This window comes from Acinetobacter sp. 1424608, from assembly GCF_000588255.1.
Classification (GTDB): Bacteria; Pseudomonadota; Gammaproteobacteria; order Pseudomonadales; family Moraxellaceae; genus Acinetobacter; species Acinetobacter nosocomialis.
This window is the reverse complement of record NZ_JFXL01000008.1, coordinates 84360-105189: the sequence shown is the minus strand read 5'-3', so window position 1 is coordinate 105189 and position 20830 is coordinate 84360. Positions and strand designations below refer to the sequence as shown.

Annotated in this window: 17 protein-coding genes and 1 pseudogene; 11 read left to right on the top strand and 7 right to left on the bottom strand. The window is 39.0% G+C overall.

Going from position 1 to position 20830, the window contains the following annotated elements; translation table 11 throughout:
* Nucleotides 1–13: 13 nt before the first annotated feature.
* The 4 genes from J678_RS13850 to rplU all read right to left on the bottom strand — a co-directional run bounded on the left by J678_RS13850 (nt 14) and on the right by rplU (nt 2458).
* The gene (locus tag J678_RS13850) at nt 14–802 is read right to left on the bottom strand and encodes an RsiV family protein (RefSeq protein ID WP_025466165.1); all 789 of its coding nucleotides are present in this window, start codon (nt 800–802) and stop codon (nt 14–16) included.
* Between the two features lie 132 nt (nt 803–934).
* Complete coding sequence (gene lolA, locus J678_RS13845) at nt 935–1630, bottom strand: outer membrane lipoprotein chaperone LolA (RefSeq protein WP_002051355.1); 696 nt, start codon at nt 1628–1630, stop codon at nt 935–937.
* Between the two features lie 240 nt (nt 1631–1870).
* Nucleotides 1871–2128 (bottom strand): 50S ribosomal protein L27, encoded by a 258-nt coding sequence (rpmA, locus tag J678_RS13840; RefSeq protein WP_000201632.1) that lies wholly within the window; start codon nt 2126–2128, stop codon nt 1871–1873.
* Between the two features lie 18 nt (nt 2129–2146).
* Nucleotides 2147–2458 (bottom strand): 50S ribosomal protein L21, encoded by a 312-nt coding sequence (gene rplU, locus J678_RS13835; RefSeq protein ID WP_000271409.1) that lies wholly within the window; start codon nt 2456–2458, stop codon nt 2147–2149.
* Nucleotides 2459–2554: 96 nt separating this feature from the next.
* Between rplU and J678_RS23155 the strand changes: the two are divergent.
* From J678_RS23155 to J678_RS13795, 9 genes and pseudogenes are all read left to right on the top strand, one after another.
* Nucleotides 2555–2854 (top strand): annotated as a pseudogene (locus J678_RS23155) (hypothetical protein).
* Between the two features lie 46 nt (nt 2855–2900).
* Nucleotides 2901–3878: an All-trans-nonaprenyl-diphosphate synthase gene (gene sdsA / locus J678_RS13830; RefSeq protein WP_004712232.1), complete on the top strand. Its 978-nt coding sequence runs from the start codon at nt 2901–2903 to the stop codon at nt 3876–3878.
* A 14-nt stretch (nt 3879–3892) separates the two neighbouring features.
* Nucleotides 3893–5953 (top strand): site-specific recombinase, encoded by a 2061-nt coding sequence (locus J678_RS13825; protein ID WP_004885469.1) that lies wholly within the window; start codon nt 3893–3895, stop codon nt 5951–5953.
* Between the two features lie 184 nt (nt 5954–6137).
* Entirely contained in the window at nt 6138–6764 is a 627-nt protein-coding gene (locus J678_RS13820; RefSeq protein ID WP_002051172.1) for a phosphatase PAP2 family protein, read from the top strand.
* 24 nt (nt 6765–6788) lie between these two features.
* The gene (gene adeI, locus J678_RS13815; RefSeq protein WP_002051558.1) at nt 6789–8039 is read left to right on the top strand and encodes a multidrug efflux RND transporter periplasmic adaptor subunit AdeI; all 1251 of its coding nucleotides are present in this window, start codon (nt 6789–6791) and stop codon (nt 8037–8039) included.
* A gap of 12 nt (nt 8040–8051) precedes the next feature.
* The gene (gene adeJ, locus J678_RS13810) at nt 8052–11228 is read left to right on the top strand and encodes a multidrug efflux RND transporter permease subunit AdeJ (RefSeq protein ID WP_004885467.1); all 3177 of its coding nucleotides are present in this window, start codon (nt 8052–8054) and stop codon (nt 11226–11228) included.
* Nucleotides 11228–12682, top strand: coding sequence for a multidrug efflux RND transporter outer membrane channel subunit AdeK (adeK, locus tag J678_RS13805; protein ID WP_017393837.1), 1455 nt, complete (start codon nt 11228–11230; stop codon nt 12680–12682). Before adeJ ends, adeK begins: the two co-directional genes overlap by 1 nt.
* Before the next feature lie 109 nt (nt 12683–12791).
* Nucleotides 12792–13142: a YbjQ family protein gene (locus tag J678_RS13800; RefSeq protein ID WP_017393838.1), complete on the top strand. Its 351-nt coding sequence runs from the start codon at nt 12792–12794 to the stop codon at nt 13140–13142.
* Nucleotides 13143–13149: 7 nt separating this feature from the next.
* Nucleotides 13150–13584: a YbjQ family protein gene (locus J678_RS13795; RefSeq protein ID WP_004712225.1), complete on the top strand. Its 435-nt coding sequence runs from the start codon at nt 13150–13152 to the stop codon at nt 13582–13584.
* Here J678_RS13795 and J678_RS13790 read toward each other — a convergent pair.
* The 3 genes from J678_RS13790 to J678_RS13780 are packed head-to-tail and all read right to left on the bottom strand — an operon-like array spanning nt 13581 to nt 15579.
* Nucleotides 13581–14015 carry a nuclear transport factor 2 family protein gene (locus J678_RS13790; RefSeq protein ID WP_004712224.1) on the bottom strand — a complete coding sequence of 145 codons (435 nt, stop codon included), beginning with the start codon at nt 14013–14015 and terminating at the stop codon, nt 13581–13583. The two genes, J678_RS13795 and J678_RS13790, sit on opposite strands and share 4 nt — an antisense overlap.
* A gap of 54 nt (nt 14016–14069) precedes the next feature.
* Nucleotides 14070–14876, bottom strand: a complete 807-nt coding sequence (locus tag J678_RS13785) for an SDR family NAD(P)-dependent oxidoreductase (RefSeq protein ID WP_017393839.1) — start codon at nt 14874–14876, stop codon at nt 14070–14072.
* A gap of 25 nt (nt 14877–14901) precedes the next feature.
* Nucleotides 14902–15579: a hypothetical protein gene (locus tag J678_RS13780; protein WP_002051408.1), complete on the bottom strand. Its 678-nt coding sequence runs from the start codon at nt 15577–15579 to the stop codon at nt 14902–14904.
* A 196-nt stretch (nt 15580–15775) separates the two neighbouring features.
* Here J678_RS13780 and J678_RS13775 point away from each other — a divergent pair, with 196 nt between their 5' ends.
* Both J678_RS13775 and J678_RS13770 read left to right on the top strand, forming a co-directional pair.
* Nucleotides 15776–18655 (top strand): valine--tRNA ligase, encoded by a 2880-nt coding sequence (locus tag J678_RS13775; RefSeq protein ID WP_017393840.1) that lies wholly within the window; start codon nt 15776–15778, stop codon nt 18653–18655.
* 68 nt (nt 18656–18723) lie between these two features.
* Nucleotides 18724–20616 carry a hypothetical protein gene (locus J678_RS13770; protein ID WP_017393841.1) on the top strand — a complete coding sequence of 631 codons (1893 nt, stop codon included), beginning with the start codon at nt 18724–18726 and terminating at the stop codon, nt 20614–20616.
* The last annotated feature ends 214 nt before the right edge of the window (nt 20617–20830 follow it).

Sequence of the window (20830 nt, the reverse complement as noted above, 5' to 3'; positions counted from 1 at the left end):
GAGACCTCATATTTTACATGTTGTAGTTTGGCACACTCGGTAAATACTCAGGTTTAATGAACTTAGCTGCCTCAGAATATGGCAGTGTTAATTCAGTCATTCCTTCTGCATAAGAAGCTAACTCATAGACAGGATAGACAAAAACAATCCCATTGGCACCATAATAGTAATTATCACTTAGTTGCAGTTTTTCACGGCTAATATTGTGGTCTTGAAGCCAGTTCGTATTCGCATCAAAAAGTGCATCAACGAGTTGCTTTTCAACATCTGGCTTAAGGAGTTCCGCAACAGTAATGTGTTTTTTATTTAATAAATCAAAATTTACAAATTCTTGATGAGACATGCCATGTGCTGCACCCGCAGAGTATGAGTATGTCTGTAAGGCAAAGGTTGCAAGATTATAATTTTGTCCCAAATAACGGACATAAATTGCACTTTGACTTGAGCTCGGCTCCCCTTCTGGTACCTCTACAGGTTTATCAGCCAAGTTTGCAAAAGCATTCGGATCTGCTTTTTTTATACGGTTCGTAAAATAATCATTAATCCATTTTTGGTTGGTTTGTACTGTCTGAAAATCATATTCAGTACAGCCATCTTCAAGACAAACTTTAGATTTTGGTAATTTTACTGGAATTACTTTTGCTTGAATCACTGGAACTTCTGCTTGTTTTTGTTCTTTTACTGAAGCACTAGATGCAGGTTGCTCATCTTTAGCTGCAGATTTTGGCTGACAACCACTTACTGCCGCCATGGCAGCCACCATAGGAAGAATGAAAATAATTTTCTTATCGTAAAGTCGCATGTTAATCCCCGTGTAATCTGTTTTATCACTATACAAAGCGTAGGAATAAGACGGGGTTAAAAAATGTATCTAGGATTGATATATAAAAAGAAAGCCACCCTTTTAGGTGGCTTTCTTAACGAAGCACAATAATTATTGATCAATAATATCTGTGCCTTTTGGTGGTGTAAAATTAAAAGTTGAAGCTGGAATTGAGGCATTCACTTTTACATTATTAAATTTCACGTAAGTGGTTTGACCTAAAGAATCTTGTAATACCATTAATGTAGGTGCTTTGTTGGCACCAAAACTAATAGTTAAGCTTTGGAAAGCTCCATCTTCTTTTTTCGGGAATAAAGTGAAATATAATTTAGATTTATCTGGCTGAGTCACTCGGTAAGACTTCATGATTTGACTAGTATTACCAGAGAGCAATAAAGCTGGAGTATCGGCTACTTGCGAATCTAAGCTTTGACGTACAGCTTGCTGTAAATCAGGATCATAAATCCATACTGTTTTACCACTTGTCACAATAGTTTGTTTGGACGGGCTCACAGTTTCCCAATAAAATTTCCCCGGACGTTCAACTTTCATTGAACCTTTAAATGTCTGGTTCATATGCTGAGCACCTAGACCTTTTTTCTGTGCTACAGCTTTTGTATTTGCTTTGGTTGTTTGTTCAAAATCAGCAGTTAAACGCTGTAATCCTGATAACTGATTTACCAGGTTCCCAATTGCCTGTTGCTCCGGTGCTGCTACTGGTGCAGCAAACGCTGTAGTACTCATTACAGGAGCAAGCACTGAGGCGCTGAGTGTAATAGCACACATGGTTTTACGAAGCATATTCATGTCATCACCTTTTTAGTTGCTGTAAGATAACTTGTTCGCTTTTAATTTAACTCAGCCAAACAAGCTCTTCATTCAAGACTCATATTAACCGACAAACTCTGTGCTAATCATTGAGAAAATAAGATATTTTGTTATGTTGTTCATATAGTTTGTAGAATTTCATTCATCATGATGAAGATAAAATTAATGAAATTCCATAAAAAAAGCCCACAAAATGTGGGCTTTTTCTTAAGCTAAAACTTAAACAGTTTCAACTTTTACGTAGCGACGGCCAAATTGACCTTTCACTTCGAATTTTACTACGCCGTCAGCAGTAGCAAATAAAGTATGGTCACGGCCCATACCAACATTTGCACCAGCGTGGAATTCTGTACCACGTTGACGAACGATGATGTTACCAGCAGTTACAGTTTGACCACCGTAAACTTTAACACCTAACATTTTTGGGTTTGAATCACGACCGTTCTTCGTCGATCCACCGGCTTTTTTAGTTGCCATGTCTCTTACTCCTCGTGATTAGCCTGAAATACCAGTAATTTTCAACTCAGTGAACCATTGACGGTGACCTTGTTGCTTACGGTAGTGTTTACGACGACGCATTTTGATAATGCGGATTTTGTCGTGACGACCATGACCAATCACTTCTGCAGTTACTTTAGCGCCAGCTACAACTGGAGCACCGATTTGAATGTTGTCACCGTTTACAACCATTAATACATCATCAAATGTAATAGTTGCGCCAGATTCAGCCTTCAATAATTCAACTTTAAGGGTTTCACCCTCAACTACACGGTGCTGTTTACCACCGCTTTGGATTACTGCGTACATAACGTACTCCAATCAGCCCGTGTCGTCGTGCCGATAAAGGGATATATCGATCTTAAAACGAACGCCACTGGGGTTATACAAGGCGACAGATTTTAAGTGAAATTTGATCAAACGACAAGTGCTTTATCTTTATCTGGGCAATAGAGACCGCTATTCTTACATAATAAAAACAGCTTAAATTCGAATTTAGTACTTTTCATTGATTCTGAATGAAATTTAAAATACAGTTCCAAACACAACTTGCAACAAGAACAAGCTGTATTCATGTTGACGTTATTAAAATTTATTGTTTTGTCGGAAACACACCGTTTTGCCGAAATAAAGAACAAAGAACTCTTCATGAACATACAAATGATTCATATCAATTGCTTGTTTCCCTGTTTAATGCACTTTTAATTGATACACTAACGCCACTTATCACCAATACGGGGTTTTTCTTCATATGGTCATCGATTTTAAGCAAGACATTCTCGCTCCTGTTGCTACAGACTTTGCTGCGATGGATCACTTGATTAATGAAGGAATTAGCTCAAAAGTCGGCTTGGTCATGTCGGTCAGTAAGCATGTTGTTGAAGCTGGCGGCAAACGTATGCGCCCAATCATGTGCTTACTTGCAGCACGCGCTTGTGGCCTCGACAATATGCAACATGCACAGCGTCTGGCTGCCATTATTGAAATGCTTCATACCGCAACTTTAGTGCATGATGATGTGGTCGATGAATCGGGGCTTCGCCGTGGTCGTCCTACTGCCAACGCAACTTGGAACAACCAAACTGCCGTGTTAGTGGGTGACTTCCTTATTGCCCGTGCTTTTGACTTATTGGTTGATTTAAACAACATGACCTTATTAAAAGACTTCTCAACAGGTACATGTGAAATCGCTGAAGGTGAGGTATTACAGCTTCAATCTCAGCATCAACCAGATACAACCGAAGAAACATATTTAAAAATTATTCACGGGAAAACTTCTCGTTTATTTGAACTTGCAACTGAAGGTGCTGCCATTTTGGCGGGACAAGAAGCTTATCGTGAACCTTTAAGATTATTTGCAGGTCATTTCGGAAATGCATTCCAAATTATTGACGATATTTTAGACTACACTTCAGATGCTGAAACATTAGGTAAAAATATTGGTGATGATTTAATGGAAGGTAAACCGACTTTACCGTTAATTTCAGCATTAGCACATTCAACTGGTGAAGAACACGCCATTATTCGTCGTAGTATTGCGACAGGTGGGGTTGACCAATTAACCAGAGTAATTGAAATTGTGCAAAAGTCTGGTGCTTTAGATTATTGCCAGCGCCGTGCTCAAGAAGAAACAGAAGCAGCACTGCAAGCCTTATCAATCTTGCCTGATACACCTTATCGCCAAGCATTGATTAACCTCACTCGGCTTGCATTACATCGAATACAGTAGATATTATTTTGCCTATGCATATAAATTTTTCAGATCATTTTTTAAAAATCCAGAAACAGCTTGAAAACCCTCAAGCTGTTATCGACGAAAATATCCTCATTGACTTAGTCAATGCCTTACGGCCATCCGATCCTCATGATACGGATGAGATAGAGCAAAAAATACAAGCATTTATTGACAGCTTATTACTTACTCCTACCGCTCCTGCCCTTTTACAAACCTTTTTATTACGTTTAATTAATCAATATAAGCAAGTGAGCTTATATGCAGATAGCGGTATTTTGTCTTTAGATGGTTTCTGGAACCAGCTTGGGCAAAGACTTGGCGGCCATTTTCTACCGCTTATTGAAGATGCAAGCCAACTCAAAATTTTGATTGGAAAAATTTTCTATTTAGAAAGTGATTCAGTCTGGTTAAACAATGTTGATGACAAGGATTGGGCAACCTTATTCGGTCTAATTGGGCAAAGTAATAGTAATGTTGAAGAAAAACATGCCATTCAGCGAGAAATGATCAAGGCTATTACGGTTCTATCTTATCGTATTAGTGGTATTGGGCTTTATCCTGAATTTATTAATGCTCAGCCTGAGCTAACTGAATATGAGTCGCCGTTTTTAGTACAGAATCGTGAAATTATTGAGTTTATCGAAAAATATAAAAAACAAGATATTTCTCAAGATGACACTGTGGTAACTGTACCTCCAGATGCATCTCAAGCATTTGTAATGTTGGAACAATGTCGGGATGTCGTTTTAAAGATACGTCGAGCAACAAAAAGAATTGGTGTTAGTTTAAGTTTGACATATCTATTGTCCTTACTTGAACAATGTTTAGACCGAATTGAATTATTGCTCTATTTGGTTGTTGATAACAGCGAAGGACGTTACGTTTCTTTAGGAAACTTAATTTCGGACTTAACTAAAGCTCATTATAGTGAAAAAAGCGTCCGTTCTTTACTTAGCACGACTAGTGAGCTTATTGCCTTTCAAGTCACAGAAAATGCGAGCCGTACCGGTGAGCACTATGTAAGTACAGACACTAAAGGCTTTTGGGGAATGTACAAAGCCGCTGCCGGTGCAGGTGTCATTATTGCCTGTATGGCAACATTAAAGATTCTTGCTGCACGAATGACGATGGCGCCACTCATGCAAGCCTTTACGTTCAGTATGAACTATTCACTTGGCTTTATTCTGATTCACGTATTGCACTTTACCGTTGCAACAAAACAGCCAGCAATGACCGCTGCTGCACTCGCTGCAACTGTACAGCAACGTAAAGGTTCTAAAACTGCACAAATTGCAGAATTAGCAGCGCTTATTATCAATATTATTCGAACTCAGTTTATTGCTATTTTGGGGAATATCTCGATTGCGATTCCTACCGCTGCCCTCATTACCTTTGCTTGGCAGTTCTATCTTGATGAGCCCTTATTAACCCATACCAAAGCAACCTATTTATTACATAGTCTAAATCCTTTTACGTCATTAGCTGTTCCTCACGCAGCAATTGCGGGAGTCTGCTTGTTTTTATCAGGCCTGATTGCTGGTTACTTCGATAACATGGCAGTTTACCGAAAAGTAGGACCGCGTTTAAAAGCTCATCGCCGACTACGCAATTTATTTGGACAAGAACGTCTTAATCGTTTTGCAGAATATATTGAACGTAATTTAGGTGCACTTGCGGGTAACTTTCTATTTGGTGTCATGCTAGGAAGTATGGGAACAATAGGTTTTATTTTAGGTTTACCTCTAGATATTCGACATATTGCCTTTGCATCAGCAAACTTTATTCAAGGTTTAATGACTATAAACGGTAGTCCAGATATTGGCTTGATTATTGTTTCGTTTTTAGGCGTACTCTGTATCGGTCTTACGAACTTATTTGTGAGTTTCACTTTAACGATTATTGTGGCTCTACGCGCACGCCGAGTTCGCTTTGAACAATGGAAACCTTTGGCTAAACTGGTCATGACCCATTTTCTTACACGTCCGAGCGACTTCTTCTGGCCTCCAAAACAGCCTTTAGAATTAGAAGAAAATGCCCAAGCCAATAGTGGAAAAAAAGCAGAACACTAACTGTTTTGCTTTGTACACAAAATGTGATATCCGTCAATTTTGTTGTGATTGTTTTTCCAAATGTTAAAAAAATTTCAAAATGAATTTACGATGATCTATCAGGCTTGAAAAAAAGTGTACTGGCAAGTACACTTTCAACGGCGTTCAGTAGTAGAAAACTACTTGAATAAGCAAAGGTGTGTATATGCCCTATCTATTGCTTTGTATTGGTTGCGTTTTTTTAGGATTAGGTATTCTTGGTCTATTTGTGCCAAGTCTTCAATCTTTGGACTTGCTCACCGTTCAAACATTGAGTCACCATCGTTTAGATTATCTTAATACTATAACCACCTTTCTTGCACGCATAGGCGGCATGCCTTTTGTATGTTTTTTATCCTTTCTAATATGTGTATATTTAGCATGGTATAAAAAATATATTACTGTTATTTTCATTAGCTTGGGAGTTTTTGGCAGTATCACCATTGGTTGGCTGCTCAAATGGTGTGTTAACCGGCCTAGACCTCCTGAGGCATATCATATTGTTGAAAGTTATGGTGCATCGTTCCCAAGTGCACATAGTGTTTATGCATCAACACTAGCTTGTCTGGCAATGATTATGTTATGCCGTAAGCACAACATTAACTCTCCTTATATTGTTTTGATCTCCTGTCTTTGGTTTGTGTGTATGGGGCTTTCAAGAATATATGCAGGAGTTCATTTCCCAACAGACGTACTCGCTGGTTGGGGCATTGGTTTTATTTGGATTGCACTGCTTTGGCTCTGGTTATTACAAACACAAAGTAGGTTAAGTAGAAAACAAATATATTTTTAGATTTTATCTAAACGAGGTGGAACAATGATGTCGGCTAAGCTTTGGGCACCAGCCCTTACTGCTTGCGCATTAGCAACAAGTATCGCACTTGTTGGTTGTAGCAAAGGCTCCGATGAGAAACAGCAAGCTGCTGCTGCTCAGAAAATGCCGCCTGCAGAAGTAGGTGTTATTGTTGCTCAACCACAAAGTGTTGAACAAAGCGTTGAGCTTTCAGGCCGTACTTCAGCATATCAAATTTCTGAAGTTCGTCCTCAAACAAGTGGCGTGATTTTAAAGCGCTTATTTGCTGAAGGAAGTTATGTTCGTGAAGGTCAGGCACTCTATGAGCTCGACTCTAGAACGAACCGTGCAACGTTAGAAAATGCAAAAGCATCACTCCTACAACAACAGGCAAATCTAGCTTCACTACGTACCAAGTTAAATCGTTATAAACAACTTGTTTCTAGTAATGCTGTGTCTAAACAGGAATATGATGACTTACTTGGTCAAGTTAATGTTGCAGAAGCACAAGTTGCAGCAGCTAAGGCTCAAGTAACAAATGCAAATGTAGATCTTGGTTATTCTACAATTCGCTCTCCTATTTCTGGACAATCTGGACGTTCATCAGTAACGGCTGGTGCTTTAGTTACTGCAAATCAGACTAATGCGTTAGTGACGATTCAACAGTTAGATCCAATTTATGTTGATATTAATCAGTCTAGCGCTGAGTTGTTACGTTTACGTCAACAATTAAGTAAAGGCAGTTTGAACAACAGTAACAATACGAAAGTAAAATTAAAGCTTGAAGATGGTTCTACCTATCCGATCGAAGGCCAACTTGCTTTCTCTGACGCTTCTGTAAACCAAGATACAGGAACAATTACATTACGTGCCGTATTCTCTAACCCGAATCATTTATTGCTTCCGGGTATGTATACCACTGCACAAATTGTTCAGGGTGTTGTTCCAAATGCTTATCTGATTCCTCAAGCTGCTGTTACACGTTTACCTACAGGTCAAGCTGTAGCAATGCTTGTTAATGCCAAAGGGGCTGTTGAGAGTCGTCCTATTGAAACCTCAGGTGTTCAAGGACAAAACTGGATTGTGACTAACGGCTTAAAAGCTGGCGATAAAGTCATTGTTGATGGCGTTGCCAAAGTCAAAGAAGGGCAACAAGTAACAGCAAAACCTTATCAAGCTCAACCAGCAAATCCTCAAGGTGCAGCGCCAAATGCTGCGAAACCGGCTCAATCAGGTAAACCTCAAGCAGAACAGAAAGCAGCTTCAAATGCATAAGGGGTAGATTGAATGGCACAATTTTTTATTCATCGCCCCATATTTGCGTGGGTGATTGCATTAGTCATTATGTTGGCAGGTATTCTCACGCTAACAAAAATGCCTATTGCACAGTATCCAACGATTGCACCACCGACAGTCACCATTGCTGCGACTTATCCTGGTGCATCGGCTGAAACAGTTGAAAACACCGTAACCCAGATCATTGAACAACAAATGAATGGTCTCGATGGTTTACGTTATATTTCTTCCAACAGTGCTGGTAACGGACAAGCATCTATTCAATTAAACTTTGAACAAGGTGTTGACCCTGATATCGCACAAGTTCAGGTTCAGAACAAATTGCAATCTGCAACTGCGCTTTTACCTGAAGATGTACAACGTCAAGGTGTAACAGTTACTAAATCTGGTGCAAGCTTCCTACAAGTTATTGCATTTTATTCACCAGATAACAGCCTTTCAGACTCAGACATTAAAGACTACGTAAACTCTTCAATTAAAGAGCCGCTTAGCCGTGTTGCTGGTGTAGGTGAAGTTCAGGTCTTTGGTGGTTCATATGCAATGCGTATTTGGCTCGATCCAGCCAAATTAACAAGTTACCAACTTACTCCTAGTGATATTGCAACTGCGCTTCAAGCACAAAACTCGCAAGTTGCTGTAGGTCAGTTAGGTGGTGCGCCTGCTGTACAAGGTCAAGTACTTAACGCAACAGTGAATGCTCAAAGTTTGTTACAGACTCCTGAGCAGTTTAGAAATATCTTTTTAAAGAACACAGCATCTGGTGCTGAAGTTCGTTTAAAAGATGTAGCTCGCGTAGAGTTAGGTTCGGATAACTATCAGTTCGACTCGAAATTTAATGGTAAACCAGCAGGTGGTCTTGCAATTAAAATTGCTACAGGTGCTAACGCACTGGATACGGCAGCTGCTGTTGAACAACGTTTATCTGAATTACGTAAGAACTATCCAGCAGGTTTACAAGATAAACTCGCTTATGACACGACTCCATTTATCCGTCTTTCAATTGAAAGTGTAGTACACACATTAATTGAAGCCGTGATTTTGGTATTCATTGTCATGTTCCTATTTTTACAAAACTGGCGCGCAACGATTATTCCAACGCTTGCAGTTCCAGTGGTTGTATTAGGTACATTTGCTGTTATTAATATTTTTGGCTTCTCAATTAACACTTTAACCATGTTCGCTATGGTATTGGCAATCGGTCTTCTGGTCGATGACGCTATTGTTGTAGTGGAAAACGTTGAACGTGTAATGAGTGAAGATCATACTGATCCGGTTACGGCTACTTCACGCTCAATGCAGCAGATTTCTGGTGCGTTAGTGGGTATTACCAGTGTATTGACAGCGGTATTCGTACCAATGGCCTTCTTTGGTGGTACAACAGGTGTAATTTACCGCCAGTTCTCGATTACCCTTGTAACTGCAATGGTACTGTCGTTAATTGTAGCGTTGACGTTCACACCTGCACTTTGTGCGACTATTCTAAAACAGCATGATCCAAATAAAGAACCAAGCAATAATATCTTCGCTCGTTTCTTTAGAAGCTTTAACAATGGTTTTGACCGCATGTCGCACAGCTACCAAAATGGTGTTAGCCGCATGCTTAAAGGCAAAATCTTCTCTGGCGTGCTGTACGCTGTTGTAGTTGCCCTTTTAGTCTTCTTGTTCCAAAAACTCCCATCTTCATTCTTACCAGAAGAAGATCAGGGTGTTGTAATGACACTTGTTCAATTACCACCAAATGCAACGCTTGACCGTACAGGTAAAGTGATTGACACCATGACAAACTTCTTTATGAATGAAAAAGACACAGTAGAATCAATTTTCACTGTTTCTGGTTTCTCATTCACAGGTGTGGGTCAGAACGCTGGTATTGGCTTCGTTAAGTTGAAAGACTGGAGCAAACGTACTTCACCGGAAACCCAAATCGGCGCATTAATTAAGCGTGGTATGGCATTAAACATGATCATTAAAGATGCATCATATGTTATGCCGTTACAGCTTCCTGCAATGCCTGAATTGGGTGTAACTGCCGGATTTAACTTGCAGCTTAAAGATTCAAGTGGTCAAGGCCATGAGAAACTAATTGCAGCACGTAACACTATTTTAGGCCTGGCATCGCAAGATAAACGCCTTATGGGTGTACGTCCAAATGGCCAGGAAGATACGCCTCAATATCAAATTAATGTAGATCAGGCTCAAGCTGGTGCTATGGGTGTTAGCATTGCTGACATCAACAATACAATGCGTATTGCTTGGGGTGGTTCATACATTAACGATTTCGTTGACCGCGGTCGTGTGAAAAAAGTTTATGTTCAAGGTGATGCGGGTAGCCGTATGATGCCTGAAGACTTAAACAAGTGGTATGTACGTAATAACAAAGGTGAGATGGTTCCATTCTCGGCATTTGCTACTGGCAAATGGACATATGGTTCTCCACGTCTTGAACGTTATAACGGCGTATCATCGGTTAACATTCAAGGTACACCTGCACCTGGCGTGAGCTCTGGTGATGCCATGAAAGCAATGGAAGAAATTATTGGTAAGTTACCATCTATGGGCTTACAAGGTTTCGACTATGAATGGACAGGCTTATCACTTGAAGAACGTGAGTCTGGTGCTCAAGCGCCATTCTTATATGCGCTTTCATTGTTAATCGTATTCCTTTGCTTGGCTGCATTGTATGAAAGCTGGTCAATTCCGTTCTCGGTTTTACTTGTGGTACCGCTTGGTGTCATTGGTGCGATCGTATTGACTTACTTGGGTATGATTATTAAAGGAGATCCAAATCTCTCGAATAACATTTACTTCCAGGTAGCGATTATTGCGGTAATTGGTCTTTCGGCAAAAAATGCGATCTTGATTGTTGAGTTCGCAAAAGAGCTGCAAGAGAAAGGTGAAGATCTACTTGACGCAACCTTACATGCTGCAAAAATGCGTTTACGTCCAATTATCATGACAACCCTTGCCTTCGGTTTTGGTGTACTTCCGCTTGCACTTTCAACAGGTGCTGGTGCAGGAAGTCAGCACTCGGTAGGCTTCGGTGTACTTGGTGGCGTACTCAGCGCGACATTCTTAGGTATCTTCTTTATCCCTGTATTCTATGTGTGGATTCGTAGTATCTTTAAGTACAAACCAAAAACCATAAACACTCAGGAGCATAAATCGTGATGCAAAAAGTATGGTCTATTTCAGGTCGTAGCATTGCGGTATCTGCACTTGCGCTTGCTTTGGCAGCTTGTCAAAGCATGCGCGGCCCAGAACCAGTCGTGAAAACCGATATTCCACAGAGCTATGCATATAACAGCGCTTCTGGTACATCTATTGCTGAACAGGGCTACAAACAGTTCTTTGCTGACCCACGTTTGCTTGAAGTAATCGACTTGGCTCTTGCGAATAACCGTGATTTACGTAAAGCAACGCTCAATATTGAACGTGCTCAAGAGCAGTATCAGATTACGAAGAACAACCAGCTTCCAACAATCGGAGCAAGTGGTAGTGCAATTCGTCAGGTTACGCCAAGTCGTGATCCGAATAACCCCTACTCTACTTACCAAGTAGGTTTGGGTGTAACTGCTTATGAGCTTGATTTCTGGGGCCGTGTTCGTAGTCTAAAAGACGCTGCTTTAGATAATTACCTTTCAACACAAAGTGCACGTGATTCGACTCAAATCAGTTTGATCAGTCAAGTTGCTCAAGCATGGTTAAACTATTCGTTTGGAACGGCGAATTTAAGACTTGCAGAGCAAACACTTAAAGCACAGCAAGATTCTTACAATCTCAACAAAAAACGTTTTGATGTAGGTATCGACAGTGAAGTTCCATTACGTCAGGCACAGATTTCTGTAGAAACTGCGCGTAACGATGTAGCGAACTACAAAACTCAAATTGCTCAAGCACAAAACTTGTTGAACTTACTTGTAGGTCAACCAGTTGCACAAAGCTTGTTACCGACACAGCCTGTGAAACGTATTGCTCAGCAAAATGTATTCACTGCTGGTTTACCAAGTGATTTGTTAAATAACCGTCCAGATGTAAAAGCGGCTGAATATAACTTAAGCGCTGCGGGTGCGAATATTGGTGCAGCAAAAGCACGTTTATTCCCAACCATTAGCTTAACGGGTTCAGCAGGTTATGCATCAACTGACTTAAGTGATCTATTTAAGTCTGGTGGTTTTGCATGGTCAATTGGTCCAAGCTTAGATTTACCAATCTTTGACTGGGGTACTCGTCGTGCCAATGTAAAAATTTCTGAAACCGATCAGAAAATTGCATTGTCTGATTATGAAAAATCAGTTCAGTCTGCATTCCGTGAAGTTAATGATGCACTTGCGACACGTGCCAACATTGGTGAACGTTTAACAGCTCAACAACGTTTAGTAGAAGCAACTAACCGCAACTACACACTTTCAAATGCCCGCTTCCGTGCAGGTATTGATAGTTACTTGACAGTTCTTGATGCACAACGTTCATCTTATTCAGCTGAACAAGGTTTGTTATTGCTTCAACAAGCAAACTTAAACAACCAAATCGAGTTATATAAAACTCTAGGTGGCGGTTTAAAAGCAAATACTTCAGATACAGTGGTACATCAACCATCAAGTGCTGAACTGAAAAAGCAATAAGCTTTAAATCACATTCTTATAAAAGCTCACTTCGGTGGGCTTTTTTATTGCAACCAATGTGAATATTTTTTATCTTGAAACCTTAATAAATTTTGATTGATAAAAAACAATGTTATTAAGTAATTTAGAAAGCGTTTCAGGCCATCAAATTTTAAAACAACTTGATGTTGTATATGGCAGCACTGTTCGTAGTAAACATGTAGGCCGTGACCTCATGGCAAGTTTAAAAAATATTGTAGGTGGAGAACTCACAGGCTACACCGAACTTTTAGAAGAATCCCGCCAAGAAGCAATGGATCGCATGATTGCTAAGGCACAGCAACTTGGTGCTAACGCAATTGTTGGCATTCGTTTTTCAACTTCAAACATTGCCCAAGGTGCTTCCGAGTTATTTGTATATGGCACAGCAGTCGTTGTGCAGCCCCAAGTACCTCATCTACCAGACCCATTTAATGCATAGGTAGAAAATGGACAATCTTATTTTTCAGCTTGTTATTTTTCTCATTCTCTTCAGTATTGGTTGGGCTTTTGGCCGCCATATTGAACGAAAACATTTAAATGAACTTCTAGAAAAAGAGCAACAATTTGCACATATCAGAATTGATACCAATCGTTTTGCAACGAGTGATCAATTAGGCCATTTTATTAGCAGTAATGTAGTCATTTCTCACGACTACTTTAAATATGTACTGGCTTCTATAAAAAATGTTTTAGGGGGTCGGCTGACCAGTTATGAAAGCATTGTTGAACGAGCTCGCCGTGAAGCGATTATTCGTTTAAAACAACAAGCCCATAATGTGGGTGCTAACCATATTATGGGAGTTCGGTTGAGTACAACCGAACTCGGTATGCAAGGCGGAATGGTTGAAGTTTTTGCTTATGGTACAGCAGTCAAAGACTAGCACTGCCCCATAGCAGAAAAGTGAATACGTGGATTGCCAATATTTTTAGTTAAGTGTTGGCAAATTCCAGTGATTTTCCATTTGTCCTGTTGTTTTGCCAAGGTAAAATAATAGCGACCAAAAGAATGAAAATAATCATTTTCAGAAAAACGGTAAATTTGATAATTACACTCTAGCCATGCTCGGTCTTGTTCAATCCGAATAAGAGGATTACTCAAATTATGTTGTAGTCGCAAATGTGACAAAGCTTGTTGCCGCGAACCTTTATATTCATGACAAGACACCACACATAAAGGCTCCCCTCTAAACTGGAAATAGTCCACCTCAAGTTGATCGGCCAATAACTCATCGAACGCATCCCAATTTTTCTGGTCAAAGACCAATTGAAAACGCGTAACAACGTCTAAGATACGATGGTAGTCTTGATCCATGGTGAACCTTCTATGTGGGTTTTTCCATCAATTTAGCACGGCAAAATCTCTTTTTTATTTCACTTTTGTTTTTCGAATCATTTTATAGAGTAATTTCGGTGACATACGGGAAACCATCACACCTAATTTTTCTTTAGTACCGCCTACCACGATATATTCTTGTCCTTGCATTAATGCCTTAACTGACTGTTCTGCAAAAACATCGGCTTCTAGTCCATTTTCGATTGCTTCATCTTGATGGCCTTGAGGTTGCCCTGCGCCATTTAACGCATTAAACGAAACATTAGTTTTTACAAAGCCCGGGAAAATAACAGAAACTTCAACACCCTGATCGGCAACTTCGGCACGTAAACTGTTGGCCCACATGTGAATAGCAGCTTTAGCAGCCGAATAACTTGCACGGTACTGCGTACCTAGAAGGCCTGCCACACTCGACACAAATACGACTCGGCCAGACCTTTGTTTAAGCATGGTCGGTAGCACAGTTTTGGTTAATGCCACTTGTGAGAAATAATCGACTTCCATAATGGCTCTTTCAGTTTCCATTGTGGTGTCTTGAATTAGAGCACGCTGACTTAAACCTGCATTATTAATAAGCCAGTCAATTCGTCCTTTTGCTTTTAAAATCTGCTCATAAGCCTCTTGAACTTGCTCTTGATTGGTAATGTCTGCAACTACCGATAAGTGCTGATCCGGATGGAGTAAACCAACGCGAACTTCTTCTAACTCTTCAAAGCGACGCGAAGTTAAAATCACTTGAGCCCCTTGCAAAGCAAACTCACCAGCTAAAGCTTTACCTAAACCGGAAGATGCTCCAGTAATCCACACCACTTTATTTTGCAAAGTATCAAGTTTGGCCATTTTGACTTCCTATTATCTTTTTAAATTATGCTGCTTGATGCATGAAGGCCAAAAAATGATTGATATAATGAGTTGCTGTGGTCTGATCAACCTGCGTCCCCAATTTTTCCAAACGTTTATAGCCCAAATGCGTTGTCATATTAATGACCCCATTTAGGGTTTTGTCGACAACCAAATTAAATTTTAAACGTTTTTTAGGTTCACGTACTAGGCTTGTTACACCTAAATCCACAATTTGAATCAAGGTCTGAAAAGCCTCTTCTACGCTTTGCATATTGCCCGCACGTATTTGTTCAGTCAGTGTTTGGGCCTGTTGCACAAGTTGTGGTGTGATTGGGTAAGTAATATAAACATCTTGCTCACGCTCTTTCATAAGCGAGGTCATATAATCAACTAAAGGCAAAAGACGCTCATTGCCGAAAAAAGAGACTGACCAAGGCATATACTTTCGGAAAGTATCTAAAATTTGTTGAAGAACTTTCTCGGACTCATGGCGCTGTTTTTCAGTCATAGTAGAGTTGTCTTGCTCATCCTTTAACAATACTGAGAAAACTTGCTCAATAATTTCACAAGATAAATCGGAAAGAACACTACCTAATGCTTTAGATTGGCTTTCTTTTACCCCTGCGTGTAATTTCTCTCGAATTGAAGCAAATTGGGTATAGGTTGAATCGGAAATCTTTAAAAAAACTTTGTAGCTCATATATCGCATCCCTTATCAATTCTTTTGTAATTTTTCTGCCGTGCCGCTACACGATTAAATTGTGATCCATGCTTCATAAATCTACCGTTTTTTGAAAAAAATACAAAACCGTTTATCTGTTTTCAGCACATTAATTTCGAGGCAATTTTTTGCTACAATAGATGCAATTTTTTATGCATATTCGATCTAAGCTACTATGACTGACGCTCAAACCGCTCAAAATATTGCCACCACCTACGATCCAACCGAGATCGAAAAGAAGTGGTACAAAACGTGGGAAGAACAAGGTTACTTCAAACCTTCTGGTCACGGTGAATCATTCTGTATCATGATTCCACCACCAAACGTCACTGGTAGTTTGCACATGGGCCATGGCTTTAACAATGCCATTATGGATGCCCTCACCCGTTATAACCGTATGATGGGTAAAAACACTTTGTGGCAACCGGGTACTGACCATGCTGGTATTGCAACTCAAATGGTGGTTGAGCGTCAACTTGGCTTACAAGGTGTAACTCGTCACGACTTAGGCCGTGAAAAGTTCATCGAAAAAGTTTGGGAATGGAAAGAACAATCTGGCGGCACAATTACCAAACAAATTCGTCGTTTAGGTTCGTCTGTAGACTGGTCACGTGAACGCTTCACGATGGATGAAGGTTTATCAAACGCCGTTAAAGAAGTATTCGTTCGTTTACACGAAGACGGTTTAATTTACCGTGGTAAGCGCCTTGTAAACTGGGACCCTAAACTTCAAACTGCTCTTTCTGACCTTGAAGTAGAAAGCAAAGAAGAAAAAGGCTCACTTTGGCACTTTAAATATTTCTTTGAAGATAAATCAGTTAAAACTCAAGATGGCAAAGACTATCTTGTAGTTGCAACGACTCGTCCTGAAACATTACTTGGTGATACTGCTGTTGCTGTTCACCCTGAAGATGAGCGTTATGCACACCTTGTTGGTAAAAATATTGTATTGCCAATTACGGGTCGTTTAATTCCAATTGTTGCCGATGACTACGTTGAAAAAGACTTCGGTACCGGCTGTGTAAAAATCACGCCTGCTCACGACTTTAACGACTATGAATTAGGCAAACGCAATAGCTTGCCAATTATCAATATCTTCAACAAAAACGCCGAAGTTTTAGGTGAGTTTGAATACATTGCCAAAGCTGGCGAACAAATTTCTAAAACCATTACTGCACCTGCAGATTATGCTGGTTTAGAGCGTTTTGAAGCACGTAAAAAACTAGTTGCTCAAGCGGAAGCTGAAGGCTGGTTAGACCAAATCCAACCTTATGACTTAAAAGCGCCACGCGGTGACCGTTCAGGTGTGATTATTGAGCCATTATTGACTGACCAATGGTATGTAAAAATTGCACCTCTTGCTGAGCCTGCAATTGAGGCGGTTCAAGATGGTCGTATTAAGTTTGTTCCAGAGCAGTACAGCAACATGTACATGGCATGGATGCGTGACATTCAAGACTGGTGTATTTCACGTCAGCTTTGGTGGGGGCACCGTATTCCAGCTTGGTACGATGCTGATGGCAACATCTATGTTGGCCGTAGCGAAGAAGAAGTTCGCGCGAAAAATAACATCGCGGCCGATGTTGAGCTTAAACAAGACGAAGACGTACTTGATACATGGTTCTCATCTGCACTTTGGACATTCTCAACTTTAGGCTGGCCAGAACAAACGCCTGAACTCAAAACTTTCCATCCGACTGACGTGTTGGTGACTGGTTTTGACATTATCTTCTTCTGGGTTGCCCGCATGATCATGATGACCATGCACTTCATGAAAAATGAAGATGGTTCATCTCAAATTCCATTTAAGACAGTTTACGTTCACGGCTTGGTACGTGATGGTGAAGGTCAAAAAATGTCGAAGTCTAAAGGTAACGTACTTGACCCATTAGACTTGATTGACGGTATTGATTTAGAAAGCTTAGTTGCAAAACGTACGACTGGCCTAATGAACCCGAAAGATGCTGCGAAGATTGAAAAATCAACGCGTAAAGAATTCCCAGAAGGCATTAATGCTTATGGTACTGACGCAGTTCGTTTCACGTTCTGTGCCCTTGCAAACACTGGTCGTGACATCAAGTTCGACTTAAAACGTGTTGAAGGTTACCGTAACTTCTGTAACAAAATTTGGAATGCAACACGTTTCGTTCTGATGAATGTTGAAGGCCAAACTGTTGGTCAAGAAGCACGTCCTGATCTATGGGAACTTCCAGAACAATGGATTATCAGCCGTCTGCAAAAAGCTGAAGCTGCTGTACATCAAGCATTTGCAACTTACCGTTTAGACCTTGCTGCTCAAGCAATTTATGACTTTATCTGGAATGAATACTGTGACTGGTACGTTGAGTTAACTAAACCGGTTCTGAACGATGCAGAAGTTTCAGAAGAGCGTAAAGCTGAAGTACGCCGTGTATTGCTTGCTGTAATGGAAGCTTCTTTACGTTTGGCTCATCCATTAATGCCGTATTTGACAGAAGAAATCTGGCAGACTCTTGCACCAATGCTTGGTCAAGGCGGCCCAACGATTATGACTGCTCAATACCCTATTCCTGAGCAAGCGAAAATCAATGAACAAGCTGAAGCAGATATGCAATGGCTTCAAGGTTTGATTGGTGCGGTACGTAACATTCGCGGTGAAATGGGCTTAGGTAATGCGCGCTTGTTGCCAGTATTACTTCAAAACACATCTGATGCTGAACGTGAACAAATCATTCGTATTGAAGCATTGTTCAAAGCATTGGCTAAAGTTGAAAGCATTGAGTTCTTGAATAAAGACCAAGAACCACCTTTATCTTGCTCAAGCGTTGTTAGTCATGCATCGGTATTTGTACCAATGAAAGGCTTAATTGACCCTAAAGCTGAGCTTGCTCGTTTGCAAAAAGACTTAGATAAAATCCAAAAGCAACACGACCAAATCGCGGGCAAACTTGCAAACGAAGGCTTTGTATCTAAAGCACCAGCAGCGGTGGTTGAAGGTGAAAAAGCGAAGCTTGCTGAGTTTGCTGCTCAGTTAGAGAAAGTTAAAGCAAACATGGAGCAAATTGCTGCGCTTTAAGGTGTTGTTAATTTAATCCAATTTGTGTATAAAAGGCTGATTATTCAGCCTTTTACACTTATAAGTTCATGCCTAAATCAAAAAAACCTCGTAAAAAATTTCGAACTAAAAAAAATCAAAAAAAGTTTACTCAAGGTGATATACACATTCGAGAGTACTATCAAGTTGCTTTCAACTTTTTTATAAGAAAATATTTAGAAAATATTAAAATAGAGGTGTTAGAACTTCGTTACAAATTACGATCCGAGTTTTATCAAGAACACACTATTATCCCAAAATCTGGAGATGATGCTTTCAATTTTTTAAAACAATATTTGTTTCATTTAGAAGCTATTCTGAAGGAAATTATTAGCTCACATTCCCCAAGTTTTTGGATTCACTTATATCGTCGAGTTGGAGTTGATGTACTTCATTTAATAGTAAAAGATAATGAGTCAGTAAGTCCCATGACTATCAATATTGTTAGAAATTTCATGGAAATAGCATTTTTAAAATTTGGAGATTTAGATAAAGTTGACCTGTGTTTAACGAAAGACTTACACTATAATGAGATACTTGATGGCTTATTTTATGAATCGCATAAAGATATTGGTCTTTCAGATCAAAAAATAGAAGAGTATTGGAATCAATACACTAAAAAAAGTGAAATTATCTTAAAAGACTATAAAAAAATTGATCACAAAAATATATATTTCTTAGAAGGGATTGCTTATGAATATTGGAAAACAACAGCTAATATGCGATCTATCGCAAAAGGTGGAGAATTAAGCACATGTGAAAATTTTTTTTGGAGAGAGAGCCGTACCGATGATTTGAATAAGCTTATATCTTCATATGATAGAAGAATATCTATTAATTTTAAATATTTACCAACAGCTAAAGGTTTAATAACTTACGATGAAATAGAGTCAAACAATAATCTCTTTTATACGGTATATAATGATAATTTCGTACGATTTTCGCAGATATGTAGTGATAAAAAATTTTCTAACGTAATAACTAATTTTTATCCACAATATGTAAATATAGACAATTTTGTTGATTCACATAAAGTTTTAGAAAAGCCTTTTGAAAAAAAGAAGAAGTATTCGATTAAATTTTGCTTAAGTTTTTTCAAAGCATTATCAGATGTTTTCATTGAACATAGGGGACTAGATAAATCGACAAATTCTCAAGATCTAGATAAAAATATAAAATTATTTTCTATATTACAAAGATCTTATACTATTCTTCCTTTAAATAAAGATGCCTTATTCACTGAATTAAAAACAAAAATTTTACATTTTGGTTTCTCCTCAACTGAAATTGACGAAGTACTACCTAAAATATTAGATGAATATATACTAGATAAAGAACAGCAAAGTATTATGTCTATTTGGTCATTTGGACCTCGCCCCTTAATAATAGAAAATACTTTTGGATCCTTAATTGATGTTGCAGGTTTTTCAACTATTTTAAGAAATTTATTTTTTGGTGTTAGAGAAAATCAAACTGAAAGAGGTGTTGAATTAGAAAGGATTGCTCGAAATTTTGTAGAGAAAAATGGATACACTTTATTAAAAGATCGAATTTTAAAAAATAATTTTCAACAAGAACGTGAAGCTGATTTAGTTATTAGAGTTAATAATAGCATTATTTTATGTGATTGCCGAAGTATAGAGAGCCCAGTCGATTTATTTTTAGGAAAACCCTCAACTCAAATTGCTAGAAATTCTTTGATACAAGATAAGTTTGAACAGATTGAAAGCTTAAAAAAATTTATTATTGAACATCCAATAGGTAAAAATTATGATTACTCTTATGCTGATAAAATTTTTTCAATAGCAATATTGCCTGATCCTGAATGGATACCAAGCCTTAATAAAGATTATTGGATTAATTTAGATCAAGACCTACCAAAAATAATGTCAATTCAAGAGCTTTTTAATTTTCTTGATAAACTCACCCTATCTTCCGCCTAATTTCATAAGAGTAAAAATAAATAATCTATTGTGTAATCACACACTGTCAACGAAGTTTAAGATTTATGAGTATTTTAGCATGAAGTAATTCTCACATTATTTTTTCTGCATCTGTAGCCCTATTTGGTATAGTTTTGGCAAATGCTAATAATTGAGTCTAATCTGTTTAGTATTTTCCATTTAAATTACCCTCAGCCCATCCCTGTCCCTAAGG

What these genes read in the sequence shown, in the direction of transcription:
- J678_RS13850 (WP_025466165.1), bottom strand. Translation starts at nt 802, where the DNA reads ATGCGACTTTACGATAAGAAAATTATTTTCATTCTTCCTATGGTGGCT.
- lolA (WP_002051355.1), bottom strand. Translation starts at nt 1,630, where the DNA reads ATGAATATGCTTCGTAAAACCATGTGTGCTATTACACTCAGCGCCTCA.
- rpmA (WP_000201632.1), bottom strand. Translation starts at nt 2,128, where the DNA reads ATGGCAACTAAAAAAGCCGGTGGATCGACGAAGAACGGTCGTGATTCA.
- rplU (WP_000271409.1), bottom strand. Translation starts at nt 2,458, where the DNA reads ATGTACGCAGTAATCCAAAGCGGTGGTAAACAGCACCGTGTAGTTGAG.
- sdsA (WP_004712232.1), top strand. Translation starts at nt 2,901, where the DNA reads ATGGTCATCGATTTTAAGCAAGACATTCTCGCTCCTGTTGCTACAGAC.
- J678_RS13825 (WP_004885469.1), top strand. Translation starts at nt 3,893, where the DNA reads ATGCATATAAATTTTTCAGATCATTTTTTAAAAATCCAGAAACAGCTT.
- J678_RS13820 (WP_002051172.1), top strand. Translation starts at nt 6,138, where the DNA reads ATGCCCTATCTATTGCTTTGTATTGGTTGCGTTTTTTTAGGATTAGGT.
- adeI (WP_002051558.1), top strand. Translation starts at nt 6,789, where the DNA reads ATGATGTCGGCTAAGCTTTGGGCACCAGCCCTTACTGCTTGCGCATTA.
- adeJ (WP_004885467.1), top strand. Translation starts at nt 8,052, where the DNA reads ATGGCACAATTTTTTATTCATCGCCCCATATTTGCGTGGGTGATTGCA.
- adeK (WP_017393837.1), top strand. Translation starts at nt 11,228, where the DNA reads ATGCAAAAAGTATGGTCTATTTCAGGTCGTAGCATTGCGGTATCTGCA.
- J678_RS13800 (WP_017393838.1), top strand. Translation starts at nt 12,792, where the DNA reads ATGTTATTAAGTAATTTAGAAAGCGTTTCAGGCCATCAAATTTTAAAA.
- J678_RS13795 (WP_004712225.1), top strand. Translation starts at nt 13,150, where the DNA reads ATGGACAATCTTATTTTTCAGCTTGTTATTTTTCTCATTCTCTTCAGT.
- J678_RS13790 (WP_004712224.1), bottom strand. Translation starts at nt 14,015, where the DNA reads ATGGATCAAGACTACCATCGTATCTTAGACGTTGTTACGCGTTTTCAA.
- J678_RS13785 (WP_017393839.1), bottom strand. Translation starts at nt 14,876, where the DNA reads ATGGCCAAACTTGATACTTTGCAAAATAAAGTGGTGTGGATTACTGGA.
- J678_RS13780 (WP_002051408.1), bottom strand. Translation starts at nt 15,579, where the DNA reads ATGAGCTACAAAGTTTTTTTAAAGATTTCCGATTCAACCTATACCCAA.
- J678_RS13775 (WP_017393840.1), top strand. Translation starts at nt 15,776, where the DNA reads ATGACTGACGCTCAAACCGCTCAAAATATTGCCACCACCTACGATCCA.
- J678_RS13770 (WP_017393841.1), top strand. Translation starts at nt 18,724, where the DNA reads ATGCCTAAATCAAAAAAACCTCGTAAAAAATTTCGAACTAAAAAAAAT.